This is a genomic window from Lentzea alba (assembly GCF_047445655.1).
Lineage (GTDB): Bacteria > Actinomycetota > Actinomycetes > Mycobacteriales > Pseudonocardiaceae > Lentzea > Lentzea alba_A.
The window spans coordinates 184,002-204,890 of sequence record NZ_JAJAEG010000011.1 but is presented as its reverse complement, the minus strand read 5'-3'; the positions used below and the strand labels follow the sequence as shown (position 1 = coordinate 204,890).

The window sequence follows — 20,889 nt, the reverse complement described above, 5'->3', positions numbered from 1 at the left end:
GCTCACCCCCTGCCGATCACGAGCGACGCGTTGTGGCCGCCGAATCCGAAACTGTTGTTGACGACCTTTTCGAGCTTCATCTCGCGCGCGCCGTCCGGGATGTAGTCGAGATCGCAGCGCGGGTCGGGATTGACCAGGTTCACGGTCGGTGGCGCGATCTGGTCACGCAGCGCGAGCACGCTGATAACCGTTTCGATGGCACCCGCGGAGGCCATGCTGTGCCCCAGCACGCCCTTTACCGAGCTGATCGGAATCTGCTCGGCGACCGCGTTGCCGAACGCCTGCCGAATCGCGAGCGTCTCGCACCAGTCGTTGTCCCGCGTGCTGGTGCCGTGCGCGTTGATGTAGTCGATGTCCGACGGGTCGAGCTCCGCGTCGTGCACCGCCCTGGCCATCGCGTACTGCGGCCCGAGAGCATCGGGCGGCGAGGCCACCATGTGGTACGCGTTCTGCGAGAACCCGAAGCCGTCGATCGTGGCGAGCCGGTCGGCGCCACGGCCGCGCGCGTGCCGTTCGGACTCCAGCACGACGAACGCCGCGCCCTCGGCCAGCAGGAACCCGTCCCGGTTGGCGTCGAACGGGCAGGACGCCTCCTCGGGCGGGCAGTCCCGCGCCGTCATCGCGTAGAGGCTGCAGAACGAGAAGTAGTCGATCTCGCGCAGCAGGCTGTCCGTGCCGCCCGCGATGACCACGTCGGCCTCGCCGGAACGGATCAGCTTCGCGGCCGAACCGACCGCGAGGGCACCGCCCGCGCAGGCGCCGTACAGCGCCGTCGTGCGCCGTGCACCAGCGGTTTTGCGCACCGACTCGACGATGTCGGCGACCTTGCCCAGCTGCGCGGGACGACCGGGGCCGGGCATCTGGCGCTCGCCGTGCGTGGCGACGACGGCGACGTCGACACCGGTCTCGGCGCCGAGGCCGGCCTGCAGCATCGCCTCACGGGCGGCGTGCTGACCGAACGCGATGGCGTGCGAGCGGTCGAGCGGCGCGTTCTCCAGTGAGGGCACCGGGGCGCCGACCCGCGTGGCCGCGTCGTAGAGCGGGAAGCGCTGCAGGTATTGGCCGAACCGCTTGCCCGCGGCGACCGCGTCCCAGGTCTCCTCCGCGGACCAGCCGCCGGGCGTGACAGCGCCCAGGCCGGTGACCCAGACCTCGTTGCCGCTAGACACCGGCACCCACCCGGTCGGCGATGAACTCGACGATGTTGGCCACGGAGAGACGGCGCGAGACCTCGGCCAGCTCCTGGTCGGACAGCTGGCCGCCGTTGCCGACGTCGGGGAGGAACCGCGCCAGCTCGGTCAGCAGGAACTTGACCTCGCCGTCGTTGACGCCGATGCCGAACTCGCCCTTGAGCGCCAGAATCAGCTCCAGCAGATCCAGCGAATCCGCGTCCAGGTCGTCCACCAAACGCGAGTCCAGCTCAATCGAGTCGGCATCCAGTTCCAAATGCTTCGCCATCTGGGTGCGCAGGCGCTCGAAGATCTCGACACGATTCACAGACATGGTGATTCCCCACCCCACGGATACATTGCTTCTGACTGAAAGATTGAGTCCGGCACGAGGAGTGGCCGGTACGTCGTACTAAACACCGCGCCCAGCGAGCGGCTCAAACCTAGCTCCGCACTTAGGAGCAATCGCAGCTACAACCGCAGATACGATCATTCGGGGCCACATCCGCACTTGCGGCTTCCCCGTCGCGAACCGATTGCACAACCCTGGCGGCCACTTCCACTCTCTTCCCGCTGGGGGCTGCTCGTGGTGAATCGCCGCACGCTCGCCGGACGCCGCTTCTCGATCAACGCGCTGCGCGTCGACGCCGACGAGAGCGCTCTGTACGCCGCCGCCGTCGGTGACGAACCGAAGGCCGGCACGGCACCGGCGTTCTACTCCGTCCGCCTGGTCGCACCGCTGTGGCGGCTGATCTACCAGGCGCCCGAGCTCGGCACGGCCGACCAGCTGGTGCTGCACGCGGAGCAGAGAATGCTGTTCCACCGCGACATGCGCATCGGCGAGGTCCTCGACGGACACGCCGAGGTGCGTGACGTCGTCGGCTTCGGCTTCGGCGACGCGGCGATCATCCGCTGCACGCTCACGGACACCGAAGGCCGCTCCGTCGTCACGATGGAGAGCACGCTCGCCGTGCAGGGCAGCAGCGGGTTCCCGCCGGACCCCCGCCGCTTCACCCAGCCGTCCAAAAAGGACATCGCGGTGGAGCTGAGCCAGTACTTCGGCGAGGAGACGCCGCAGCAGTACGCCGACGCGGCCGACGACCACAACCCGTTGCACCTCGACGACGAACTGGCCCGCCAGGCCGGGCACCCGCGCCGGATCGTGCACGGCATGTGCACGCTCGCGACCGGGATCAGCGGGCTGGCCAACAAACTCGACGGGCGACTGTCCTACGTGCGAGCCCGGTTCACCCGGCCGGTGCTGCCGGACACCGCGGTCGACTTCACCGCGCACAGTTCCGGTTCGCCGAACACCTACCTGGTGTCGGCCAAGCACGACGGCAAGGCCGTGCTGAAGAGCACCTGGTTCCGGCTATCGCGGATCCAGCCTTCGACACAGGCCTTGGGAGGCCAGTGATGACCAGTCCCTACGGTGGCTATCTCGACGTGCCCGCGCTGCTCAGCCTGCAGCGGCCGTTGACCGACGTGCCGGACGAGTACCTGTTCATCGTGACGCACCAGGCACTCGAACTGTGGTTCGCCGAGGCGTTGCACGAGATCGACCAGGTCATCGGCGCGATGACGCACGGCGAGCTGACCGCGGCACGTCACGGCGTGCAGCGGCTGCACCGGATCGTCCGGCTGTGGCTCGCCCACCTCGACGTGCTGGACACCATGCCCGCCAAGGAGTTCGCCGCGTTCCGACCGGCGCTGGGCAACGCGAGCGGCCTGCAGTCCGGGCAGTTCCGCGAGCTGGAGCTGGCTTCGGGACTCGCCCGTGACGGCGTGCTGCGGATCGCGCGAGCGGTCGGGTCCGACGACGTCAACGTGCGCCGCCGGGCCGGAAACTCCTCGCTGCGCCAGTCGTTCCTCGACCTGCTGCAGCGGGCGGGGATCACGGTCTCGAAGCTCTACGACCCCAAGGCGCCCAACGACGAGCTGCGGGCGTTGGCCGAGGACCTCGTCGAGTACGACATGGTCTTCAGCCAGTGGCGCTACCGCCACTACCTGATGGTGCTGCACGCGATCGGCGTCGCGCCGGGAACCGCCGGCAGCGAAGGTTTCTCGTACCTGAGGAAGACCCTCGACAAGTGGTTCTTCCCCGAACTCTGGAGCGCACGAAGCATGTCGGAGAAACCGCCGGCCTCGCCGGTAGCCTTCGTCGTCCCGCTCGACGGGTCCGTCACGGCCGACCGCGCCGTGCTGGGCGGCAAGGGCTGGGGACTGCAGCAGATGAACCAGCTCGGCATCCCGGTGCCACCCGCGTTCACGCTCACGACCCGCGCCTGCCACGAGTACTTCCGCAACGACGGCACGCTGCCCGAGGAGATCTGGGCGGAGGTGCTCACCCAGCTGGAGATGCTGGAGCGCCGCACCGGTTCGCGCTTCGGCAGCTCGCCGTCGCTGCTGGTGTCGGTGCGCTCGGGCGCCCCGGTCAGCATGCCGGGCATGATGGACACGATCCTCAACGTCGGTCTCACCCACGCCAGCGCGGCCTGGCAGCTCGACGAGCTCAGCTCGACGTTGCGCGAGTCGTTCCCCGACCTGCCGACGCTGGTCGCGTTCGACTCCGACGGCACGCGCACCGAGGCGTTGGCGCAGCTGCGGTCCGCGATCTGCCGGATCTTCGACTCGTGGCACAGCGACCGCGCGCGGATCTACCGGCAGGCCAACGGGATCCCGGACGACCTGGGCACCGCGGTCACCGTGCAGGCGATGGTGTTCGGCAACCGCGACGAACGCTCCGGCACCGGCGTGTACGTGACCCGCAACCCGATCACCGGTGAGGCCGTGCCGTTCGGCGAGTGGCTGCCGCGGGCGCAGGGCGAGGACCTGGTGGCGGGCAAGCGGACGCCGTTGCCGTTGACCGCGCTGAGCGAGGAGCAGCCGGAGATCTACCGGCAGCTGATCGCGATCGGCCAGCGGCTCGAACGCGCGCACCGCAACGTCCTGGAGATCGAGTTCACCGTCGAGTCGGGTGAGCTCTTCCTGCTGCAGGCCCGCAACTCCTCCAGCTCTGCCGTCGCCGCTGTGCACTGGGCGGTCGATCTGGTCCACGAAGGACTGATCGACATCCCGGAGGCGCTGTCCCGCGTGCCGGCGGACTGGCTGCCGTCGACCACCGAGGACGCCGCCGTCGCCGCTTCTTCCGACGCCCCCGTCGCGACCGGCCTGGGCGTCTCCCCCGGCTTCGCGACCGGCTGGGTCGTCGACGACGCGGACGAGGCCGGCGACTTCGCCGACCTGGGCAAGCCGGTGATCCTGGCCCGCCCCACCACCAGCCCGCACGACGTCCACGGCTTCCTGGTCGCGGCCGCCGTGATCACCGAACGGGGCGGCAGCACGTCGCACGCGGCCGTCGTCGGCAGGCAGATCGGCCTGCCGTGCGTCGTCGGCTGCGGTGACGGTGTCGTGAAGAAGCTGCTGGGCAAGTTCGTCACGGTCGACGGCTCGTCCGGCGCCGTGTACGAGGGTGACCTCACCACCCGGCGGAAGACGGCACCGCCGTCGCCGCAGATCGAATGTCTCCTGCGCTGGCGCAGCGAATCACAACCCGGGGAAGTGCTGACATGACCACGACCGAAGAGTTCGACACCGCGGTGCTGCACAGCCTGCGCCTCAAGGGCAGGGCGAGCACGTCCAGCATCGCCGCCGCGATCGGTGCCGACGAGGAGATCGCCGCCGCGGTGCTGGAGGCCAACGCCGCCAAGGGTCTGGTGCTGCTGCGCTCCGGCCGGATCAGCGGCTGGCTGCTCACGCCGGAGGGCAGGACGAACATCGGCGAGCGCATCTCCATCGAGAAGTCCACTGTGGACCTCGCGGTGATGGGCGCGCTGTACGACGACGAGTTCCTCAAGCTCAACGGCAAGTTCAAGGAGCTGTGCACGCACTGGCAGCTCGCCGGCGGCAAGGCCGAGGTCGTCGAGACCGAGCTGACCACGATCCACGAAGCGAACCTCATCCTGCTGGAGCGGTTCGGGGCCAGCGCTCCCCGCTTCACCAAGTACGTGGCGCGGTTCGTCTCGGCCTACGACCGGTTCCGCGGCGGTGAGGCGGCGGCGCTGCTGCAGCCGATGCGCGAGTCGTACCACGACGTGTGGCTCGAACTGCACGAGGACCTGCTGATCCTGCTCGACCGGCAGCGCGAAGAAGACGACTAACGAGAAAGGGCCCCTCGCGAGAGGGGCCCTTCTTCGTTCAGCTCACGCCGCGCGTTCGAGGAACGCTTTGGCTTTCGCCAGCTCGTCCGGCACGTCCTTCGCCAGCCACTTGCTGAAGGGCTTGTCCAGCAGCCAGGCCAGCGCGGACGGGAACGTGAACGTCACCCGCCGCGTCACCCAGGTGCCGCCGTCGCCCTCCTCGAAGCGGAAGAACGCCGCGAAGGCCGCGATCTTGTCGGTGAACGCGGGCTCCGCGCCACCGATGTCGATGCGCTTGCCGTCGTCGGACAGCACGACCTTCTGCGTCGTCGCAGGCCCCGGCAGTCCGAGCAGCTTGGGCTGGAACTTGAACGTGACGACGTTGCCGTCGCGCTTCACCCAGTGGATCTTGCCCAGCTTCGCGTCGACCTGCTGGTACTGCCGCAGGTCGAGGATGAACTCGATGATCTCCCCAGCCGGCCGGGCGATGTGTTCCCTTGCCTCGCCGTACGCCATGACTTACCTCCCCGTGCGCATGGACGGCACCGACGCTACCGGTGCCGCCGCGGGGACCGGCGCGCGCCTGATCCGTTTCGCGGTCTTCCTCGCCAGCAGACCGATCTCACGCAGGTGCCCGGTGAGCGGTGAGGCGAACCCGACGAAGTGCAGGCCCTGGTCAGCCCAGTGCTGGTTGTCCTTGCCGTACTGCGGCGGCACGCCACGTGAGTCGAGCACGCCGAGCGGGCCCAGCACGTCGGCGAGGCCGGTGCGGTAGCCGGTGGCGGCGATGATCGCGTCCGCCTCGACCTTCTTGCCGGACTTCGTGACGACGCCGTCCTCGTACAGCCCGACGACCTCGTCCACGACCTCGACCCTGCCCTCGCGCACGGCCGGCACGAACACGCCGTCGTCGACCGCGGGGTTGACGCCGGTGCGCTTGAGCCTGCTGAACATGCCCTCGGTGGGGCGGCCCAACGGTGTGTCGCCCAGGTCGCCGACCGACAGCCACTGGATGAGCTTGCCGCCGAGGTCCTGCACCGCCGTCGGGGCGTGCCGGTTCGTCACGGACAGGCCCTGCAACGGGATGTTCCACATCTCGCGCGGCAGGAAGTTCGGCGGCGTCCGCACGGCGACCACGAGCTCGCCACCCCTGCGCGACAGGAGATCCGCCGCGATGTCCACACCGGACACACCAGGTCCGACGATGAGCACCCGCTTGTCCTCGAACGGCTCGGTGCGCATGTAGTCGGCGGCGTGCAGCAACCGGCCGCGATAGGTGTCGCGGCCGGGCCAGTCCGGGATGACCGGTGTGCCGTAGAGCCCGGTCGCCACCACTACGTGGGCCGCGTCGAAGTCGCCCTGATCAGTGACGACGCGCCACGGCGTACCGCGCTCGACCCGCAGGACCTTGACGCCGTTGCGGATCTGGTCCTTGATCGGCGCGGCATAAGCGTTGACGTACTCGACGAGATCGTCGCGACTGACCCAGCGGCCGTAGCGCTTGGGCATCGGCATGCCCGGCATGTGCGAGAGCCACCGCACCGAGTTGAGTTTCAGGTTGTCGTAGCGGTTGGCCCACGTGTGGCCGACGTCCGGGTTCTCGTCGAGCGCGATCGCCTCGATGCCGTTGTCTCGCAGGCAACGCGTCACCGCGAGCCCCGCCACGCCCGCACCGATCACGACGGTGTTCGTCATGCGTCCACCCTGCGGTAGATGTTCACGTTCTCGTCCAGGCCCAGTGGCAGCGGGTCGGTCCGGCCGGTCGCGGCCAGCACGAAGGCGAGCGGGTCGCCGTTGACGACGGGTCCGCCACCCCGCACAGGCAGGCTCTCCACGCCGTCGAGTTCGAGCGTCGCCGGGCCCCAGCCCCACAGCCCCAACGTCTCCGCGACGTGCACGACGCTCGCGCGCATGCCGGTGCCGCGGTCCGACGGGCGGCCGATGGCGTGCCGGATGTCGTCACCGTGCACGTAAAGCTCGTACCAGAGCACGAGAACGGCGCGGCGCAACGGCCCGGGGAACCCGCCGGGCGCACGGGCGAGCCACGCGTCGTCGTCGAACCCGGCGAGCACCTGGCCGCACAACCGGCCGGCCTTCTCCAGTTCCTTGGCCACCTTGGCGGGTTCGCGGTCGCGGCGGTCGGCGGCCTGGCGCGCGGTGACCTCGGGCAGACCTTGGCCCTGCATGCGGCCGACCGCCACGTCGGCGAAGAGCCCGGCCACGTGACCCGCGACGTCGCGGACCTCCCAGCCCTCGCACCGGCTCGGCGCGGTCCACTCCTGCTCGTTCAGCGACCGCACGAGCGTGCCGAAGTTCTCGCAGTACTCCGCGATGCCGGCCATGACCTCGGTCCGCGGCAGCACGATCGGCGGTGCGATCTGACGCTGCCTCACGACTGCGCTCCCACCGGGAGAGCCAGCTCCAACGCCTCCAGCGCGGTCCGGCGTTCGGCCGCGGCGGCGTCGATGATCTCGAAAAGCCTTGGCAGCACGTCGGTTCCGTCCTCGGCTGCGCTCAGCCCGATCGCGGCGGCCGTGCTCGGCGCGCGGTCGGACGGGTTGTTGCGGTCGGCCTCGGCGACGTCGTAAGCGACGACCAGAGCGAGCTTCGCGGCACCTGTGCGCAGGTCGTAGGCCGCGGCGGCGAGCGCCTGGGCCAGCGCGTTCGCGTCACCGACGAAGTGCGCGTTGGGACCGCGGAAGCCTTCGACGATCGACACCTGGCACAGCGAGTTGTTGGACAGCATCCGCAACCAGCCGGTCGGGTTGGCGTCCTCCAGGATGTGCCTGCTGAGCTTCGCGTACTCCTCGCGCGAACCGTCGGTCGGGAACGGCTGGTCGGGCATGTCGCCGTCCCACCCGCTCACGGTGTAGAGCGCGACGTGCTCCGGCTCGCACACGGGGTTGCGCCGGTACGCGGTGGCGACGGCCGCGAACGGCCCGTACGACACCGCGTCGAGGAATCGCAGAATCTTGCGCGAGGCGAGCGCCTTGACCTGCCCGCGCACGTCCTCCTGCTGTTCGGCCGCCGCGCAGACGGCCGTGACGTGAATGTTCATCACACCCGCCCGAAAATGAGAGAAGCGCTGTGGCCGCCGAATCCGAAACTGTTGCTGAGCACGTGGTCGACCGCGATCTCGCGCGGCTTCAACGGCACGTAGTCCAAATCGCAGGCGGGATCGGGTTCGTGCAGGTTCGAGGTCGGCGGAATGATTCCCGAACGCAGTGACTGGATGCTCAGCACTGCCTCGATCGCACCGCAGGCACCCATTGTGTGGCCGATCTGGCTCTTGTTCGAGCTGACCGGGAGAACGTCCGCGTGCGCGCCGAACACCTCGCGGATGGCCATCGTCTCCGAGGAGTCGTTGTCCTTCGTGCTGGTGCCGTGCGCGTTGATGTACCCGATGGCCGACGGGTCGAGGCGGGCGTCGCGCAACGCCTCGCGCATCGCGTCGGCGGGACCGCGGCCGTCCGGTGGCGGCGCGAACATGTGGTACGCGTTCTGGCGCAGGCCGAAGCCCTCCAGCACGGCCAGCGGCTCGGCGCCGCGCGCCCGCGCGTGCGCCTCGGACTCGAGGATCAGGAACGCCGCACCCTCGGCCAGCACGAACCCGTCGCGCCGCACGTCGAAGGGGCAGGAGGCCTCCTCGGGCGGGCACTCGCGCGTCGACATGACGTAGAGGCTGGAGAACGAGAAGAAGTCGAACGGCGTGACCAGTGCGTCGCAGCCACCCGCCAGCGCGGTCTGAGCGCGGCCGCTCCTGATCAGCTTCGCGGCCGTCCCGATGGCCTGCGCGCTGCCGGCGCACGCCCCGTACGGCGCGCTGTAGCTACTCGCACCAGCGACTTTGCCGACCTCGGAGGCGATGTCGGACACGCCGGTGACGCGGCCGGACGCGCTTTCCGCGGGCAGCCTGCGCTCGCCGTGGTTCGCGACGATCGCGGTGTCCACGGCGGCGAGCCCGGACCGTTCGAGCGCCTGCCGGGCCGCGTGCACGCCGTACTCCAGCGACAGCGAGTGCTCGGGCAGCACGGCCTCCCGGCCCGGCACCATCCCGGCGACCCGGCTGGACGAGGAGAAGGTCGTGAACCGGTCGACCTGGCTGATGCAGGACTTGCCCGCCGACACCGCGCTCCAGGACTCCTCGACGGACCAGCCGCCGGGTGTCACCGCGCCGATGCCGGTGACCCACACGGCCCCAGATCCTGTTGGGCTAGACACCGGCACCAACCCGATCAGCGATGAACTCCACGATGTTGGCCACGGACAGCCGTCGCGAGACCTCGGCCAGTTCCTGGTCCGACAGCTGACCGCCGGTGCCGACGTCCGGCAGGAACCGCGCCAGCTCGGTCAGCAGGAACTTGACCTCGCCGTCGTTCACGCCGATCCCGAACTCGCCCTTCAGAGCGAGAATCAATTCCAGCAAATCGAGCGAATCCGCGTCGAGGTCGTCGACCAGACGCGAGTCCAGCTCAATAGAGTCGGCATCCAGTTCCAAATGCTTCGCCATCTGGGTGCGCAGACGCTCAAAGATCTCGACACGATTCACAGACATGGGGCGACTAAACACCGTCCTCGCCGGAGAGCTCAAACCTACCTCCGCACTTGTGCGCAATCGGTTCTACAACCGCAGATAGCCCACTCCGGCACCACATCCGCACTTGCCGCTCGTCCCCGTGGAGACATCGGTACTAGCTTCGGCTCTCGTGCGAATCGGCATCAATATCGACGGCGGTCGCCGGCTTGACGAGCTGGTGCGCAAAGTCCGGGAAGCCCACGAGCGCGGTTACGTCAGCGCGTGGCTCCCGCAGAGTCCCGGCGGCGGCCCGCGACACAGCGGCGGCAACCGGCGGCGGCGGCACGAGCTGTTCGGCTACGACGCCCTGACGGCGCTCGCGGTCGCCGGAACCCAGATCTCGGGGATGGAACTGGGAACCTGTGTGCTGCCAACGTTTCCGCGTCACCCCATGGTGATGGCGGAGCAGGCCCTGACCGTGCAGGCGTCCTACGACGGCCAGGTCACCCTCGGCATCGGTGTGTCGCACCGGCACGTCGTCGAGGACCAGTGGGGCTACACCTACGACCGCACCGCGCACCGGATGCGCGAGTACGTCGAGGTGCTCAACGAGATTCTTGAGACCGGCGCGGTGTTCTACGAGGGCGACACGGTGTCCGCGCGCGGCTCGCTGTCGTTCGACGTGCCACGCCGCGTCCCGATCCTGGTGGCAGCGCTCGGTCCGCGGATGCTCGAAGTCGCAGGGTCGCTGACCGACGGCGTGATCACGTGGATGACCGGGGCGAAAACCCTGGAGGAGCACACGGTTCCGCTGCTGACGGCGGCGGCGGACAAGGCGGGCAAGCCACAGCCGCGCGTTGTGGCGTCGTTGCCGGTGTGCGTCACCGATGACGCCGATGCCGCCCGTGACCTGGCCGCGCGGATGTTCCTCATCTACCGGTCGCTGCCGAACTACAAGGCCATGCTGGACAAGGAAGACGCCGAGCACGGCGGTGACATCGCCCTGGTGGGCACCGAGGACCAGGTCGCGGGTGCGCTGAAGCGGCTGGAAGACATCGGCGTCACCGACCTCAACGCGCTGGTGATCGGCTCCGAGACCGAGCAGGAACGCACACACGCGTTGCTCACCAACCCGTGAGGAGAACCTCGACATGACCGACCAGAACACCGTGGCGTTCCACGAGATCAAGCAGGCGATCACCGGACTCGGCACCGACGGCGTCGACGCGTACGCGACCGGGCGTGACGGCGGCGTGGAAGGCTTGCTGGACCTCGTGTTCGCGAACCTGCCCGGCGCGTTCATCCCGGAACGGGCCGGCGACCAGAACATCAGCTTCCAGTACGTGATCACGTCAGCCGGCGAGACCTACCGCTACCACGCGGTCGTCGCCGATCGCTCATGCATCGCCGGTCGCGGCGACACCGAGGCGCCGAACGTCACGATGACCATGGACCTGGCGGTGTTCCTCCAGGTTCTCGTCGGCACCATGGCACCGGTCCGCGCGTTCCTCACACGCAAGATCAAGGTGTCGGGCGAGATGATGGCCGCCACCAAGTTCGAGAGCTGGTTCGCGCGTCCGTGAACCGTCCACTTAGGAGCACCGTGAAGATCCACCCGATCCGTCTGCTCACCTACGGCGTGGTCGGCGTCCGCGTCGTCGTGGCGGCGATGTTCGCGTTCGCGCCGCAGAGCACCATGGCGAAGCTCTTCGGATCGACCGGCACGAGTCCGCGCGCGCGGGCGGTCGCGGGTGCATATGCCGCCCGCGACCTCGCCCTCGGCGTTGGTCTCTTGAACGCGTTGCGCAAGGGCCGCAACGAAAAGGCGTGGATGGCCGCGGGCACGGCGTGCGACGTCGCGGACCTGGCCGGGATCATCGCGACCGGGTCGAAGCCGGGCCAGGGGCAGATGGTCGCCGGCATGATCGGCATCATCGCGACCGACACCGTGCTGACCGCCAAGGTCGAGGAGACGCGCTAGTGCTGATGCGCCGTCCCACCCCTGCGCGCGTGTCACCCTCCGTGCGGCTCTCCCCGCTCGGATGGTTCTGCGCGGCCGCACTCGTCGCGGTCGTGGGTGGGACGGCGTGGACGTCGTTGAACGCCATCGCCGGGCTCTCGGCGAGTCCGTTCGTCACCTATGCCCTGCCTGTCGCACGGGTGCTGATGAACGTCGGTTCGGTGCTCGTCGTCGGTTGCGCGCTGGTGCCGGTGTTGTCCGGGCGCGTGGTGCGCAGCGCGACCGCGGGTGGGATCGCGGCGGCTTCGGTGGTGGCGCTGGCGTCTTTGGTGACATTGGTGCTGCAGGTCGCCGAGCTCTGGCCGGTGACCGTGCCGAACGTGTTGCGGTACATCAAACTCGTGGTCGTCGGCCAGTCGTTGTTGGCCACTGTGGTGTTGGCGCTGGCGTGCCTGGTTGTCGGCGCGGTGTCGTTGCGGCGCCCTTTGCTGATCCCGGCCGAGCTGCGGTTCGTGCTGGCGTTGTGCGCGGTGGTGCCGTTGCCGCTCACCGGGCACGCCCGCGGCTCCGAGTACAGCGACGTCACGGTGCTGACCCTGCAGGCCCACGTGCTGGCCGCGGCCGCGTGGACCGGCGGCCTGCTCGCTCTCGTGATGATCCTGGCCCACCTGCCCGCGGTGCTCGCCGTTGCCCTGCCCCGGTTCTCGCTGCTCGCCACGATCGCGATCGCCGCCGTGGCGTTGAGCGGCCTGGTGAACTCGGGCGTCGAGCTCGGGACCACACCCGGCGTCGGACTGGCCGGGTTCTTCACCACGACCTACGGGTTGATCAGCCTGGCGAAGGTGGCGTGCGTCGGGTCGGTGGCCTTCCTCGGCGGGACGATCCGGACCCGCCTGCTGCCGCGGATCGTCCTGCGGGAGCGCACGGCGTTCGTGTCGCTGGCGCTGGTGGAGATCGGTGTGCTGGGAGTCTGTTATGGACTCGGCACCGTGCTGTCGCGTGCGCCGGTCATCGCCTGAACAGTTACCCTGCCGCGTGGACAAGACCCGGTTGGGCATCTCCGTCGTCGCCGCCGTCCTGGTGATCCAGACCCTGGCCGGCCTCGTGTGGAGCAGCACGCCCGAGCTCACCGCGATCGGCCTCGTCTTCAACGCCGTCGCCGCTGTTTCGCTGGTGCTCTTCGCCCGCCGCGGCAGTGCGGCGTGGGTCGTGGTCGGCTGGTGCGCGGCGTTCTTCGGCTGGCACGTCACCGGTCTCGGCGCGCTCGCCGGCTGGTGGACGACCGGCCTGGAGGCGGTGTTCCTGGTCGGAGGGACCCAGCTGTCGCTGATCTACCAGGCCGTGCTGGCGACCGGCTGCGGCTTCGCCGTTCACCTCCTGCTGCCACCCAGGACCAGCGCCAGCTGATGGTCGACCAGCTCCACCGCGGCCTCGGCTGACACCTGACCGATCAGCACCTGCATCATCAGGCCGTCGACGAACGCCAGCAGCACCATCGCGTCTTTCGCCGAGTCACCGCCGGGGCGAACCGCCGTGATCATCCCGGCGAGCCACGCCACCATCGCGCCGTTGCCCTCGTGCAACGGCAGACCCAGCCTCGGTTCGACCACGGCCTGCGCCAGGAACGCGGCGAGCACCGGTGCCTCAGCGCGTGCGGCTTCGCTGAGCGGCAGCAGTTCCAGCAGGATCGCGCGCAGGCAGACCGCGGGATCGTCGGAGTCCACAGCACCCAGCCGCGCGGCCACCCGTTCGCTGATCAGGTCGAACGCGAACATCAGCATCTCGTCCTTGGTGGCGAAGTAGTGCTGCACCCGCCCCATCGACACTCCCGCCTCGGCGGCGACGTGGCGCAGGCTCACCGCGTCCAGGCCTCTCGTGGCGATCAACCGGCACACGGCGTCCCCGATCTGACGTCGGCGTTCGTCGTGGTCGACCTGCTTCGGCATGCCTCACTCCAATGCAATCGCATTGCATCCTACGACCAGGTCGTTTTACGATGCAGTCGCATTGCAAAACCGACTGGGGGTCGTCATGGAGCTCTGGGACTTCGCCGCACTCACCTACTACCGCGTGCTCGACCTGTTCTCCGGCTCGCTCAACCGGCTCGCGATCGCCGAGCTGGAGCTGGAGCCCGGCCAGGCCGTGCTCGACATCGGTTGCGGCACCGGCGGGTCGATCTCGGCACTCGCGGAAGCCGTTGGGCCAGAAGGACGTGTGGTCGCGATGGATGCCAGCCCGCGCATGGTCGCGGTGGCCAGGAAGCGTGCGCGGAAGTGGCCGAACGTCGAGGTCCGCCAAGCAGACGCGTGCACCACCGATCACGGCGCGGGCGAGTTCGACGCGGCGATCGCGTTCGGGGCGTTCAGCGCGATGCCGGACGTGCCGGCGGCGTTGGCGAACGCCGCAGACGCGTTGAGGCCGGGCGGGCGGCTGTTCGTGTTCGACATGCGCCTGGTCAAGAAGACGAGGACGACCCGGTTCCTGCGCGCCGCCTACCGGAGGATCGCCGGGTTCAGCGGTGCCGACGTCGTGGCCGAGCTCCGGAAGGTGTTCGGGCAGGTCGAGCCGGTGTTCGCGGTCGAGGGCGAGACCACGACGGTGGTCATGGCCCGCAAGGTCACGGGTACGGCCACCCGTTCGGCAGGCACACCTTCCCGTCCTGCGGGATGAAAGCACCCTGCGGAACTCCTTGGGTGATGCGCACGATCTCGTCGTTCGAGACGCTGAACGACTGCTGCATCATCACCGGCGCCGGGCCGCCGGCCACCTCGCAGGGGCGGTGGGGCTGACCGAACGCGTGACCGGTCTCGTGGTTGACCATGTACTGCCGGTACGAGGTCAGATCTCCGTTGAACGCAACGGCTCCGCGGATCCAGCGGGCCGCGCTGAGGAAGACGGCGTTGCCCTCGCGGCACGACACGTCGACCGGGATCTCGTAGCCGCACACCATCCGTGCGGTCTTCTGCGAGGTCAGGCGGATGCGCAGCGACGCAGGGCCGGAGACGCGCTGCACCGAGCGGGCGCCTCCGGCCGTCCATCCGCGCGGGTCTGCGAGTGTGGCGTCGACGAACGTGGCGAAGCCCTGCTCGTCGACCGTCATGCCGTCCTCGACCTCGACGGCGTAGGTGCGCAACGGTCCGGTGCCGACCCTCGGGCCGTCGCCGGGGACGACGTGGAACGTGCCCGCGCCGGCCGCCGGGAAGTCCGGGCCGTCGGGCAGGTCGGAGCTGGAGGCGTACACCCGTGGCGGTGGTGCGACCGAGGAAGGCGTCACGGACGAAGGCGCCGGAGCGGAAGAAGGAGACGACGACGGCACCGCCGTCGGAGCGGCCGCGGGGGACGTTTCCCCTGCCAGCTGGGTGGTCGTGAGGAGCACCGCCGTCAACGCGACAGCACCCAGCACCAGGTGGAGCTTCATGGGCACCACGCTCGCCGGAACTGATGAAGAACCTGTTTACGTCCCGCTTGACTGTCGTGAAGACCTGCATACTGCGAAACGTGTGTGCCCACATCCTCGTGGCCGAGGACAACGTTCACCAGGCGGAGCTCGTGCGCCGGTACCTCGAGCACGACGGGCATTCCGTGGTCGTCGTGCACGACGGGCGCGCGGCCATCGACGAGACCCGGCGCCGCAACCCCGACCTGCTGGTTCTCGACGTGATGATGCCGCTGGTGGACGGCATCGACGTGATGCGGGCGATCCGGACGGAGTCGGACGTGCCGATCGTGCTGCTCACGGCGCGGTCGACGGAGGACGACGTGCTGCTGGGGTTCGACCTCGGCGCGGACGACTACATCACCAAACCGTTCCGGCCACGGCAGATGGTCGCGCGCGTGCGGACGATCCTGCGGCGCACGGGGCGTGCGCGCGAGACGAGCGCGACCGTGCTGAAGGTGGGTGATCTGACCGTCGACCCGATCCGGCACGAGGTGCGCATCGAGGACGAGCTGATCACCCTCACGCCGGCGGAGTTCCGGTTGCTGGCCAAGATGGCCGCGCAGCCGCAGCGGGTGTTCACGCGCGAACAGCTGCTGGAGGACGGGTTCATCACCGCGCGCACGGTCGACGTGCACATGATGAAGCTGCGCCGCAAGATCGAGAAGGACTCACGCAGACCCGAGCGGCTGCTGACCGTCTACGGCATCGGATACAAACTCGTATGAAGACCCTGCTGATTCGCTTCTTCCTGTTCTCACTGGTGATCGCGGCCTGCTCGATCGCCGTGACGGCCTGGCTCGCGAGCCAGGCGACGACCGGCGCGATCCGGCAGGAGCAGGGCGAGGCACTCGAAACCGACGCCCAGATCTACGACGAGCTGCTGAAGCTGGCTGCCACCAACAAGAACTGGGCGGACGTCAAGTCCCAGGTGGACGAACTGGCGCGCACGCACAACCGGCGCATCGCGTTGACGGACCGCAACGGCAAGAAGCTGCTCGACACCGGGAACGAGAACTCACCACCGTTGCCCGTGAACCCCAGGGCGTACGTGGATCCGCTCGACGTCAACCCGGTGCTCAAGCAGGGCACCGGCAAGATCGACCCGCGCGCGGTGGGGCCGTTCAAGCTCACCGACGAGGAGTACCGGACGCTGCACGCCTACGCCGGGCAGCTCAAGGACGAGTGCAACGTCAAGATCCAGATCGTCGACGCGCCCAACGGCAGGCCGCGGCTGGAGAACGACGACCCTGCCAGCCCCTCGTACTGGGACTGCCTGCCCGGTAAGCAGCTCTACGAGCTCACGTTCACGGAGAAGGCCGCGTACGCGCAGTTGAACCCGTTGTTCGAGGAGTGCCTGACCAGGACGAACGTCTACGGGGACAGGCCACCGAGGTTCGGCACGATCAGGCTCGACTGGGAGTACACCGCGGTCGCGGGCCAGCCGACCCAGGTCGTCGAGTGCATGGACGAGGCCCGCCAGAAGCTGCTGCGGCCCTACGTCGCCGAGCGGGCGAACCTCTTCATCACCGAACCGACCGGAGGCATGCCGCAGGCGATCGACCTGTCGACCACGGGCGTCAACCGGATCACGTTGGTGGCGCTGGGAATCCTCGCGCTGGCGGGCTTCGCGTCGTGGCTCACGGCGACCCAGCTCGTCCGCCCGATCCGCGCGTTGACCGCCGCCACCAAACGCACCGCGGAAGGCGACCGGACCGTGCGGGTGGCCGGTGGCGCAGGTGAGATCGGTGAGCTGGCCAAGTCGTTCAACGCGATGTCGGAGAAGCTCGCCGACACCGAACGGCAACGGCAGGCGCTCATCAGCGACGTCGCACACGAGCTGCGCACACCGCTGGGCAACATCACCGGCTGGCTGGAGGCCACGCAGGACGGCCTCGCCGAACCGGATCCGCACCTGATCGACATGCTGCTGGAGGAATCCCTTCTGCTGCAACGACTCGTGGACGACCTGCACGACCTGGCGCAGGCCGACGCCGGCACGTTGCGGCTGCACCCCGAGCCGATCGCGCTCGACGACGTGGTCGACCAGGTCGTCAACGCGCAGCAGAACCGCGAGATCCTGCTGCGCGCGGAGACCACGCCGGTGCACGCCACCGCGGACCCGGTGCGGCTGCGGCAGGCGCTCGGCAACCTGGTCGCGAACGCCGTCCGCTACACCCCGGCAGGCGGCGAAGTCGTTGTGCGGCTTCGACAGGAAGGCGACTCCGCGATCCTCGAAGTGCAGGACACCGGCACCGGGATCGCACCCGACGACGTGCCGCACGTGTTCGACCGGTTCTGGCGGGCGGACAAGTCCCGCAGCCGCACGACGGGCGGCAGCGGGCTCGGGCTCGCGATCACCCGGCACCTCGTGGAGGCGCACGGCGGCACGGTGTCGGTGACCAGTGAGCTCGGCGTGGGCACGACTTTCCGGATCAGCCTGCCGCTGACGTGATCAGGTCCATGTTGATCATCCCGGCGGCCTGCGCGCCCTGCGCGGCGGCGACGATGACGATCGCGGTCGGGTCCGTGACGTTGCCCGCCGCGTAGACACCCGGCACGCTCGTGCGGCCCTTGTCGTCCGTGCGCACGAACGGACCGGCCATCGTTTCCGCGGTCTCGGCGCCCAACGCCAGAAGAAACTCGTCGCGTGGTTTGACCGGTGCGGAGTACACGAGTGCGTCGGCCGGGAAGCGTTCGCCGCCGGAGATCACCGCGACCAGCCGGTCGTCCTCGACCTCGATGTCGTCGACCGACGGGACGTGCGTGACGTCGTCGGACCACTGCCGGACCAGCGCGACCTTCATCTCCTCGCCGAACACCACCAGCTTCTGGTCGCGGACCTCGTAACCGTGGCAGTACGGGCAGCCGAAGACGTCCCGGCCCCAGCGTTCGCGCAGGTTGTCCGGCACCTCGTCGACGAGCCCGGTCGCGAACAGCAGCCGCTTGGCGTGGACCGTGCGTTCGGACAGCTCGACCGCGAACCCGTCGTCCGTCCTCGTGACGCCGCGGACCTCGTCGTTGACGATCTCTCCGCCGTAGCCCTCGACCTCCTCTCGACCGTGCTTGAGCAGGTCCAACGGCGAGAAGCCGTCACGAGAGAGGTAGTTGTGCATGTGCGCGGCCGGCTTGTTGCGCGGCTCGGCACCGTCGACCACCAGCACGCTCCTGCGCGCCCTGGTCAGCATCAGAGCGGCGCTCAGTCCGGCCGCTCCCCCACCAATGATCACCACTTCGCAGCTCATGCTTCGAGGATGCGGTCGACAGCGCAGTTTCGGCAACGTATGTTGCTGTTATGGCAACTTCCGTGGGGGCGAGGCTGGCTGCTCTGCGAGCCGAGCACGATCTGACGCTGGCGGCGTTGTCCGAGATGACGGGCATCTCGAAGTCGACGCTGTCCCGCCTGGAGACCGACCAGCGCAAGCCGACGCTGGAGCTGCTGCTGCCGTTGTCACGGACGTACCAGGTGTCGCTCGACGACCTGGTCGGCGCGCCCGAGGTGGGCGACCCTCGCGTCACGATGAAGCCGCGCCAGCTCGACCACGGCCGCGTCGGAGTGCCGCTGACCAGGTCGATCGGCCCGCTGCAGGCGTGGAAGATGATCCTCACCGAGACGAACCTCCACGAACCGCGCGTGCACGAGGGCTACGAGTGGTTCTACGTGCTGAGCGGCCGCATCCGGCTGCGACTGGGCGAGCAGGAGGTCGTGCTGCGCGCCGGCGAGGTGGCCGAGTTCGACTGCCGCCAGCCGCACGCCCTGGCCAGCGCGGACGGCAACCCGGCCGAGATCATCAGCCTGTTCGGCAAGCAGGGAGAACGCCTGCACACCCGCGCGGCGCCGCCGAACAGGTCATAGTGGAGCCATGTGCCGAAACATCCGGGTGCTCCACAACTTCGAACCGCCGGCGACGACCGACGAGGTGCAGGCCGCGGCGCTGCAGTACGTGCGGAAGGTGAGCGGGGCGGCGAAACCGTCGACGGCGAACCAGGCGGCGTTCGACAAGGCGGTGGCGGCGGTCGCGGCGGCGACCCAGGAACTGCTCGACGCGCTGGTGACGTCCGCGCCACCGAAGGACCGCGAGGTGGAGGCCGAGAAGGCTCGTGCGCGTGCGGCCGAGCGCTACGGGCGTTAGTTCCTGGTTCCGACGCGGGTGTCGAGGTACATGCAGATGAGCTTGGCCGCGACGCCCGCCGACCCGACGATGAACGCCTGGTCAGGACCGAGCGTGAGGGCGATGGCCCAGAGCAGCAGGGCGATCAGCGCGAGGATGACCGACACCTGAGCGGCATGCGGCCACTGGGCGGGGTGGACGAGCCACCTCGTCGGCTGCCGAGGCTGCGGAACCTCCACGTCACCCGCACTATCGGGTGAACGCTCCGCCTTTACCGCCATCGTGCTCCCTCACTGCGATTCTTCCTGCGGGACCCATTCTCCCGTGTTGATCTTCTACAGAGTGTTACTTCCGCTTGTCGTGCGGTGAGCGTTGGGTGAGCGTCGGCGAACGGCAGACGAGCGGTCACCAACGTGATCAGTCGCCGGTCCGTCACCGTCCGTTTACCGATTGAGGTCCAGGCCACCACATTGAGTGGCGCCCACAGGGGAGTCGCTCAACTCTACGTAGTCGTTACACCGTTCGGAGCAGCACGGTTTTTGTCAGACCCCTCGGATAACGTCAGGTGAAGAGAGCGGTACGAGGGGAGAAAGCGTTGCCGGACAACAACGTCAGCGTCACCGCACTGTCGTTCACCGAGTACGTCATGAGCGGCCAGCGTGGACGCATCAACATCGTGTCGGAGCAGCGGGGGATGTACCTGACCTCCGACACCAAGGTCTGCGGGTTCTACAACCCGATCCGCGACGCCATGCGACGAGCGGTCAGCTCCACCGAACCCGAACTGGAGCTCAAGAAGGCGATCATGAACGCGAACCGCACGGGCCAGCCGCGCGCGTTCGAGGAGATCGCGGACGGCTTCCTGCCGTGGCTGGCGTCGTTCAAGGCCACCGGTGTGCAGGTCGAACCGGCCACCTACCGAGTCGGCGACCTGACCCTGAAGGTCCGCCCGCACCTGGGGTTGCGGCGCAAGGACGGGTCGACCTACGCCGTGCTCGTGCACACCAAGGAGGTGCCGCTGACCAGGGAGGCGGCGAACGTCGGGCTGCGGATCCTGCAGCACACCATCGCGGACACGCTGCCGGGGGCGACGCCGATGGTGCTCGACGTGCGGCGGGGCAAGGCCTACCAGATGCCGGTGCGGACGAACCTCGGGAAGCTCGACGTGCTGATCGCGGCCGAGGCGATGGGGTACGTGACGCACTGGCAGCTGTCCGGGCTGTTCGAGTCGGTGCAGGCCGGGTAGAAGGCGCCGACGCGGCCCGCCTGGGGGGTCGGGCTGTGTCGTCGGGTTGAAGGACGGATGTTGTGGCCTGCTTGGGGGAGCAGGCCGCGCTGTCCGGTTGGGGGAAGGGACCGCGTAGCTCGCTGAGGAGCGGGCCGCGCTGTCCAGTCGAGGGAACGGACAAGGCCGCCTGTCTGGGGGGACGGGCCGTCGCGTCCAGTCGAAGAAACTGATGGCGTGGCCCGCCGGGGAAGCCGGGCCGCGCCATCGGGTTGAGGAAACGGACAAGGCGACCCGCCTGGGTAGACGGACCGCCAAGTCCAGTCGAAGAA

26 protein-coding genes are annotated in these 20,889 nt (G+C 68.9%); 14 read left to right on the top strand and 12 right to left on the bottom strand.

What is annotated here, in order from left to right; translation table 11 throughout:
• Nucleotides 1-2: 2 nt before the first annotated feature.
• The gene (locus tag LFM09_RS20220) at nt 3-1,169 is read right to left on the bottom strand and encodes a beta-ketoacyl-[acyl-carrier-protein] synthase family protein (protein WP_414098046.1); all 1,167 of its coding nucleotides are present in this window, start codon (nt 1,167-1,169) and stop codon (nt 3-5) included.
• Nucleotides 1,162-1,503, bottom strand: coding sequence for a phosphopantetheine-binding protein (locus LFM09_RS20215; protein WP_414098045.1), 342 nt, complete (start codon nt 1,501-1,503; stop codon nt 1,162-1,164). Before LFM09_RS20215 ends, LFM09_RS20220 begins: the two co-directional genes overlap by 8 nt.
• A gap of 255 nt (nt 1,504-1,758) precedes the next feature.
• Here LFM09_RS20215 and LFM09_RS20210 point away from each other — a divergent pair, with 255 nt between their 5' ends.
• The 3 genes from LFM09_RS20210 to LFM09_RS20200 are packed head-to-tail and all read left to right on the top strand — an operon-like array spanning nt 1,759 to nt 5,329.
• Complete coding sequence (locus tag LFM09_RS20210) at nt 1,759-2,586, top strand: MaoC/PaaZ C-terminal domain-containing protein (protein WP_414098044.1); 828 nt, start codon at nt 1,759-1,761, stop codon at nt 2,584-2,586.
• Nucleotides 2,586-4,742, top strand: coding sequence for a pyruvate, phosphate dikinase (locus tag LFM09_RS20205; protein WP_414098043.1), 2,157 nt, complete (start codon nt 2,586-2,588; stop codon nt 4,740-4,742). Before LFM09_RS20210 ends, LFM09_RS20205 begins: the two co-directional genes overlap by 1 nt.
• Nucleotides 4,739-5,329 (top strand): hypothetical protein, encoded by a 591-nt coding sequence (locus tag LFM09_RS20200; RefSeq protein ID WP_414098042.1) that lies wholly within the window; start codon nt 4,739-4,741, stop codon nt 5,327-5,329. Before LFM09_RS20205 ends, LFM09_RS20200 begins: the two co-directional genes overlap by 4 nt.
• A 42-nt stretch (nt 5,330-5,371) precedes the next feature.
• On the opposite strand, the gene LFM09_RS20195 is transcribed toward LFM09_RS20200, so the two are convergent.
• The 6 genes from LFM09_RS20195 to LFM09_RS20170 are packed head-to-tail and all read right to left on the bottom strand — an operon-like array spanning nt 5,372 to nt 9,863.
• On the bottom strand, nt 5,372-5,824 hold the full coding sequence (locus LFM09_RS20195; protein WP_414098041.1) for an SRPBCC family protein: 453 nt from the start codon (nt 5,822-5,824) through the stop codon (nt 5,372-5,374).
• Between the two features lie 3 nt (nt 5,825-5,827).
• Complete coding sequence (locus LFM09_RS20190) at nt 5,828-7,003, bottom strand: flavin-containing monooxygenase (RefSeq protein ID WP_414098040.1); 1,176 nt, start codon at nt 7,001-7,003, stop codon at nt 5,828-5,830.
• Nucleotides 7,000-7,701 (bottom strand): maleylpyruvate isomerase family mycothiol-dependent enzyme, encoded by a 702-nt coding sequence (locus tag LFM09_RS20185; RefSeq protein ID WP_414098039.1) that lies wholly within the window; start codon nt 7,699-7,701, stop codon nt 7,000-7,002. The genes LFM09_RS20190 and LFM09_RS20185 overlap by 4 nt, the downstream gene beginning before the upstream one ends.
• Nucleotides 7,698-8,366 carry a hypothetical protein gene (locus tag LFM09_RS20180; protein WP_414098038.1) on the bottom strand — a complete coding sequence of 223 codons (669 nt, stop codon included), beginning with the start codon at nt 8,364-8,366 and terminating at the stop codon, nt 7,698-7,700. Before LFM09_RS20180 ends, LFM09_RS20185 begins: the two co-directional genes overlap by 4 nt.
• The gene (locus LFM09_RS20175; protein ID WP_414098037.1) at nt 8,366-9,502 is read right to left on the bottom strand and encodes a beta-ketoacyl-[acyl-carrier-protein] synthase family protein; all 1,137 of its coding nucleotides are present in this window, start codon (nt 9,500-9,502) and stop codon (nt 8,366-8,368) included. The genes LFM09_RS20180 and LFM09_RS20175 overlap by 1 nt, the downstream gene beginning before the upstream one ends.
• A gap of 19 nt (nt 9,503-9,521) precedes the next feature.
• Nucleotides 9,522-9,863 carry a phosphopantetheine-binding protein gene (locus LFM09_RS20170; protein WP_414098036.1) on the bottom strand — a complete coding sequence of 114 codons (342 nt, stop codon included), beginning with the start codon at nt 9,861-9,863 and terminating at the stop codon, nt 9,522-9,524.
• Between the two features lie 151 nt (nt 9,864-10,014).
• On the opposite strand from LFM09_RS20170, the gene LFM09_RS20165 reads away from it, so the two are divergent.
• The 5 genes from LFM09_RS20165 to LFM09_RS20145 are packed head-to-tail and all read left to right on the top strand — an operon-like array spanning nt 10,015 to nt 13,191.
• On the top strand, nt 10,015-10,962 hold the full coding sequence (locus LFM09_RS20165; RefSeq protein ID WP_414098035.1) for a TIGR03564 family F420-dependent LLM class oxidoreductase: 948 nt from the start codon (nt 10,015-10,017) through the stop codon (nt 10,960-10,962).
• A 13-nt stretch (nt 10,963-10,975) separates the two neighbouring features.
• The gene (locus LFM09_RS20160) at nt 10,976-11,407 is read left to right on the top strand and encodes an SCP2 sterol-binding domain-containing protein (RefSeq protein WP_414098034.1); all 432 of its coding nucleotides are present in this window, start codon (nt 10,976-10,978) and stop codon (nt 11,405-11,407) included.
• 20 nt (nt 11,408-11,427) lie between these two features.
• Nucleotides 11,428-11,805 carry a hypothetical protein gene (locus tag LFM09_RS20155; protein WP_414098033.1) on the top strand — a complete coding sequence of 126 codons (378 nt, stop codon included), beginning with the start codon at nt 11,428-11,430 and terminating at the stop codon, nt 11,803-11,805.
• Between the two features lie 29 nt (nt 11,806-11,834).
• Nucleotides 11,835-12,803, top strand: a complete 969-nt coding sequence (locus LFM09_RS20150; protein WP_414098032.1) for a copper resistance D family protein — start codon at nt 11,835-11,837, stop codon at nt 12,801-12,803.
• Between the two features lie 16 nt (nt 12,804-12,819).
• The gene (locus LFM09_RS20145) at nt 12,820-13,191 is read left to right on the top strand and encodes a hypothetical protein (RefSeq protein WP_414098031.1); all 372 of its coding nucleotides are present in this window, start codon (nt 12,820-12,822) and stop codon (nt 13,189-13,191) included.
• Here LFM09_RS20145 and LFM09_RS20140 read toward each other — a convergent pair.
• Nucleotides 13,155-13,730: a TetR/AcrR family transcriptional regulator gene (locus LFM09_RS20140; RefSeq protein ID WP_414098030.1), complete on the bottom strand. Its 576-nt coding sequence runs from the start codon at nt 13,728-13,730 to the stop codon at nt 13,155-13,157. The genes LFM09_RS20145 and LFM09_RS20140 overlap by 37 nt on opposite strands.
• Nucleotides 13,731-13,815: 85 nt before the next feature.
• Between LFM09_RS20140 and LFM09_RS20135 the strand changes: the two genes are divergently transcribed.
• Entirely contained in the window at nt 13,816-14,454 is a 639-nt protein-coding gene (locus LFM09_RS20135; protein WP_414098029.1) for a class I SAM-dependent methyltransferase, read from the top strand.
• On the opposite strand, the gene LFM09_RS20130 is transcribed toward LFM09_RS20135, so the two are convergent.
• Entirely contained in the window at nt 14,402-15,202 is an 801-nt protein-coding gene (locus LFM09_RS20130; RefSeq protein ID WP_414098028.1) for a DUF3152 domain-containing protein, read from the bottom strand. The genes LFM09_RS20135 and LFM09_RS20130 overlap by 53 nt on opposite strands.
• A gap of 80 nt (nt 15,203-15,282) precedes the next feature.
• Between LFM09_RS20130 and LFM09_RS20125 the strand changes: the two genes are divergently transcribed.
• The gene (locus LFM09_RS20125) at nt 15,283-15,948 is read left to right on the top strand and encodes a response regulator (RefSeq protein WP_414098027.1); all 666 of its coding nucleotides are present in this window, start codon (nt 15,283-15,285) and stop codon (nt 15,946-15,948) included.
• Complete coding sequence (locus LFM09_RS20120; RefSeq protein ID WP_414098026.1) at nt 15,945-17,675, top strand: sensor histidine kinase; 1,731 nt, start codon at nt 15,945-15,947, stop codon at nt 17,673-17,675. Before LFM09_RS20125 ends, LFM09_RS20120 begins: the two co-directional genes overlap by 4 nt.
• Here the strand turns inward: LFM09_RS20120 and LFM09_RS20115 are convergent.
• The gene (locus LFM09_RS20115) at nt 17,656-18,465 is read right to left on the bottom strand and encodes an NAD(P)/FAD-dependent oxidoreductase (RefSeq protein ID WP_414098025.1); all 810 of its coding nucleotides are present in this window, start codon (nt 18,463-18,465) and stop codon (nt 17,656-17,658) included. The two genes, LFM09_RS20120 and LFM09_RS20115, sit on opposite strands and share 20 nt — an antisense overlap.
• A 50-nt stretch (nt 18,466-18,515) precedes the next feature.
• Here LFM09_RS20115 and LFM09_RS20110 point away from each other — a divergent pair, with 50 nt between their 5' ends.
• Entirely contained in the window at nt 18,516-19,076 is a 561-nt protein-coding gene (locus LFM09_RS20110) for a helix-turn-helix domain-containing protein (RefSeq protein ID WP_414098024.1), read from the top strand.
• Nucleotides 19,077-19,083: 7 nt separating this feature from the next.
• Entirely contained in the window at nt 19,084-19,353 is a 270-nt protein-coding gene (locus tag LFM09_RS20105) for a DUF2277 domain-containing protein (RefSeq protein ID WP_414098023.1), read from the top strand.
• Here LFM09_RS20105 and LFM09_RS20100 read toward each other — a convergent pair.
• The gene (locus LFM09_RS20100) at nt 19,350-19,613 is read right to left on the bottom strand and encodes a hypothetical protein (RefSeq protein WP_414098022.1); all 264 of its coding nucleotides are present in this window, start codon (nt 19,611-19,613) and stop codon (nt 19,350-19,352) included. The two genes, LFM09_RS20105 and LFM09_RS20100, sit on opposite strands and share 4 nt — an antisense overlap.
• 284 nt (nt 19,614-19,897) lie before the next feature.
• Between LFM09_RS20100 and LFM09_RS20095 the strand changes: the two genes are divergently transcribed.
• Nucleotides 19,898-20,578, top strand: coding sequence for a hypothetical protein (locus tag LFM09_RS20095; RefSeq protein ID WP_414098021.1), 681 nt, complete (start codon nt 19,898-19,900; stop codon nt 20,576-20,578).
• Nucleotides 20,579-20,889: the final 311 nt, after the last annotated feature.

Bases quoted from the DNA above. Each gene is read 5' to 3' on its own strand.
- LFM09_RS20180 (WP_414098038.1), bottom strand. From the start codon at position 8,366: ATGAACATTCACGTCACGGCCGTCTGCGCGGCGGCCGAACAGCAGGAG.
- LFM09_RS20170 (WP_414098036.1), bottom strand. From the start codon at position 9,863: ATGTCTGTGAATCGTGTCGAGATCTTTGAGCGTCTGCGCACCCAGATG.
- LFM09_RS20140 (WP_414098030.1), bottom strand. From the start codon at position 13,730: ATGCCGAAGCAGGTCGACCACGACGAACGCCGACGTCAGATCGGGGAC.
- LFM09_RS20160 (WP_414098034.1), top strand. From the start codon at position 10,976: ATGACCGACCAGAACACCGTGGCGTTCCACGAGATCAAGCAGGCGATC.
- LFM09_RS20130 (WP_414098028.1), bottom strand. From the start codon at position 15,202: ATGAAGCTCCACCTGGTGCTGGGTGCTGTCGCGTTGACGGCGGTGCTC.
- LFM09_RS20200 (WP_414098042.1), top strand. From the start codon at position 4,739: ATGACCACGACCGAAGAGTTCGACACCGCGGTGCTGCACAGCCTGCGC.
- LFM09_RS20215 (WP_414098045.1), bottom strand. From the start codon at position 1,503: ATGTCTGTGAATCGTGTCGAGATCTTCGAGCGCCTGCGCACCCAGATG.
- LFM09_RS20115 (WP_414098025.1), bottom strand. From the start codon at position 18,465: ATGAGCTGCGAAGTGGTGATCATTGGTGGGGGAGCGGCCGGACTGAGC.
- LFM09_RS20105 (WP_414098023.1), top strand. From the start codon at position 19,084: ATGTGCCGAAACATCCGGGTGCTCCACAACTTCGAACCGCCGGCGACG.
- LFM09_RS20205 (WP_414098043.1), top strand. From the start codon at position 2,586: ATGACCAGTCCCTACGGTGGCTATCTCGACGTGCCCGCGCTGCTCAGC.
- LFM09_RS20135 (WP_414098029.1), top strand. From the start codon at position 13,816: ATGGAGCTCTGGGACTTCGCCGCACTCACCTACTACCGCGTGCTCGAC.
- LFM09_RS20190 (WP_414098040.1), bottom strand. From the start codon at position 7,003: ATGACGAACACCGTCGTGATCGGTGCGGGCGTGGCGGGGCTCGCGGTG.
- LFM09_RS20120 (WP_414098026.1), top strand. From the start codon at position 15,945: ATGAAGACCCTGCTGATTCGCTTCTTCCTGTTCTCACTGGTGATCGCG.
- LFM09_RS20195 (WP_414098041.1), bottom strand. From the start codon at position 5,824: ATGGCGTACGGCGAGGCAAGGGAACACATCGCCCGGCCGGCTGGGGAG.
- LFM09_RS20100 (WP_414098022.1), bottom strand. From the start codon at position 19,613: ATGGCGGTAAAGGCGGAGCGTTCACCCGATAGTGCGGGTGACGTGGAG.
- LFM09_RS20110 (WP_414098024.1), top strand. From the start codon at position 18,516: ATGGCAACTTCCGTGGGGGCGAGGCTGGCTGCTCTGCGAGCCGAGCAC.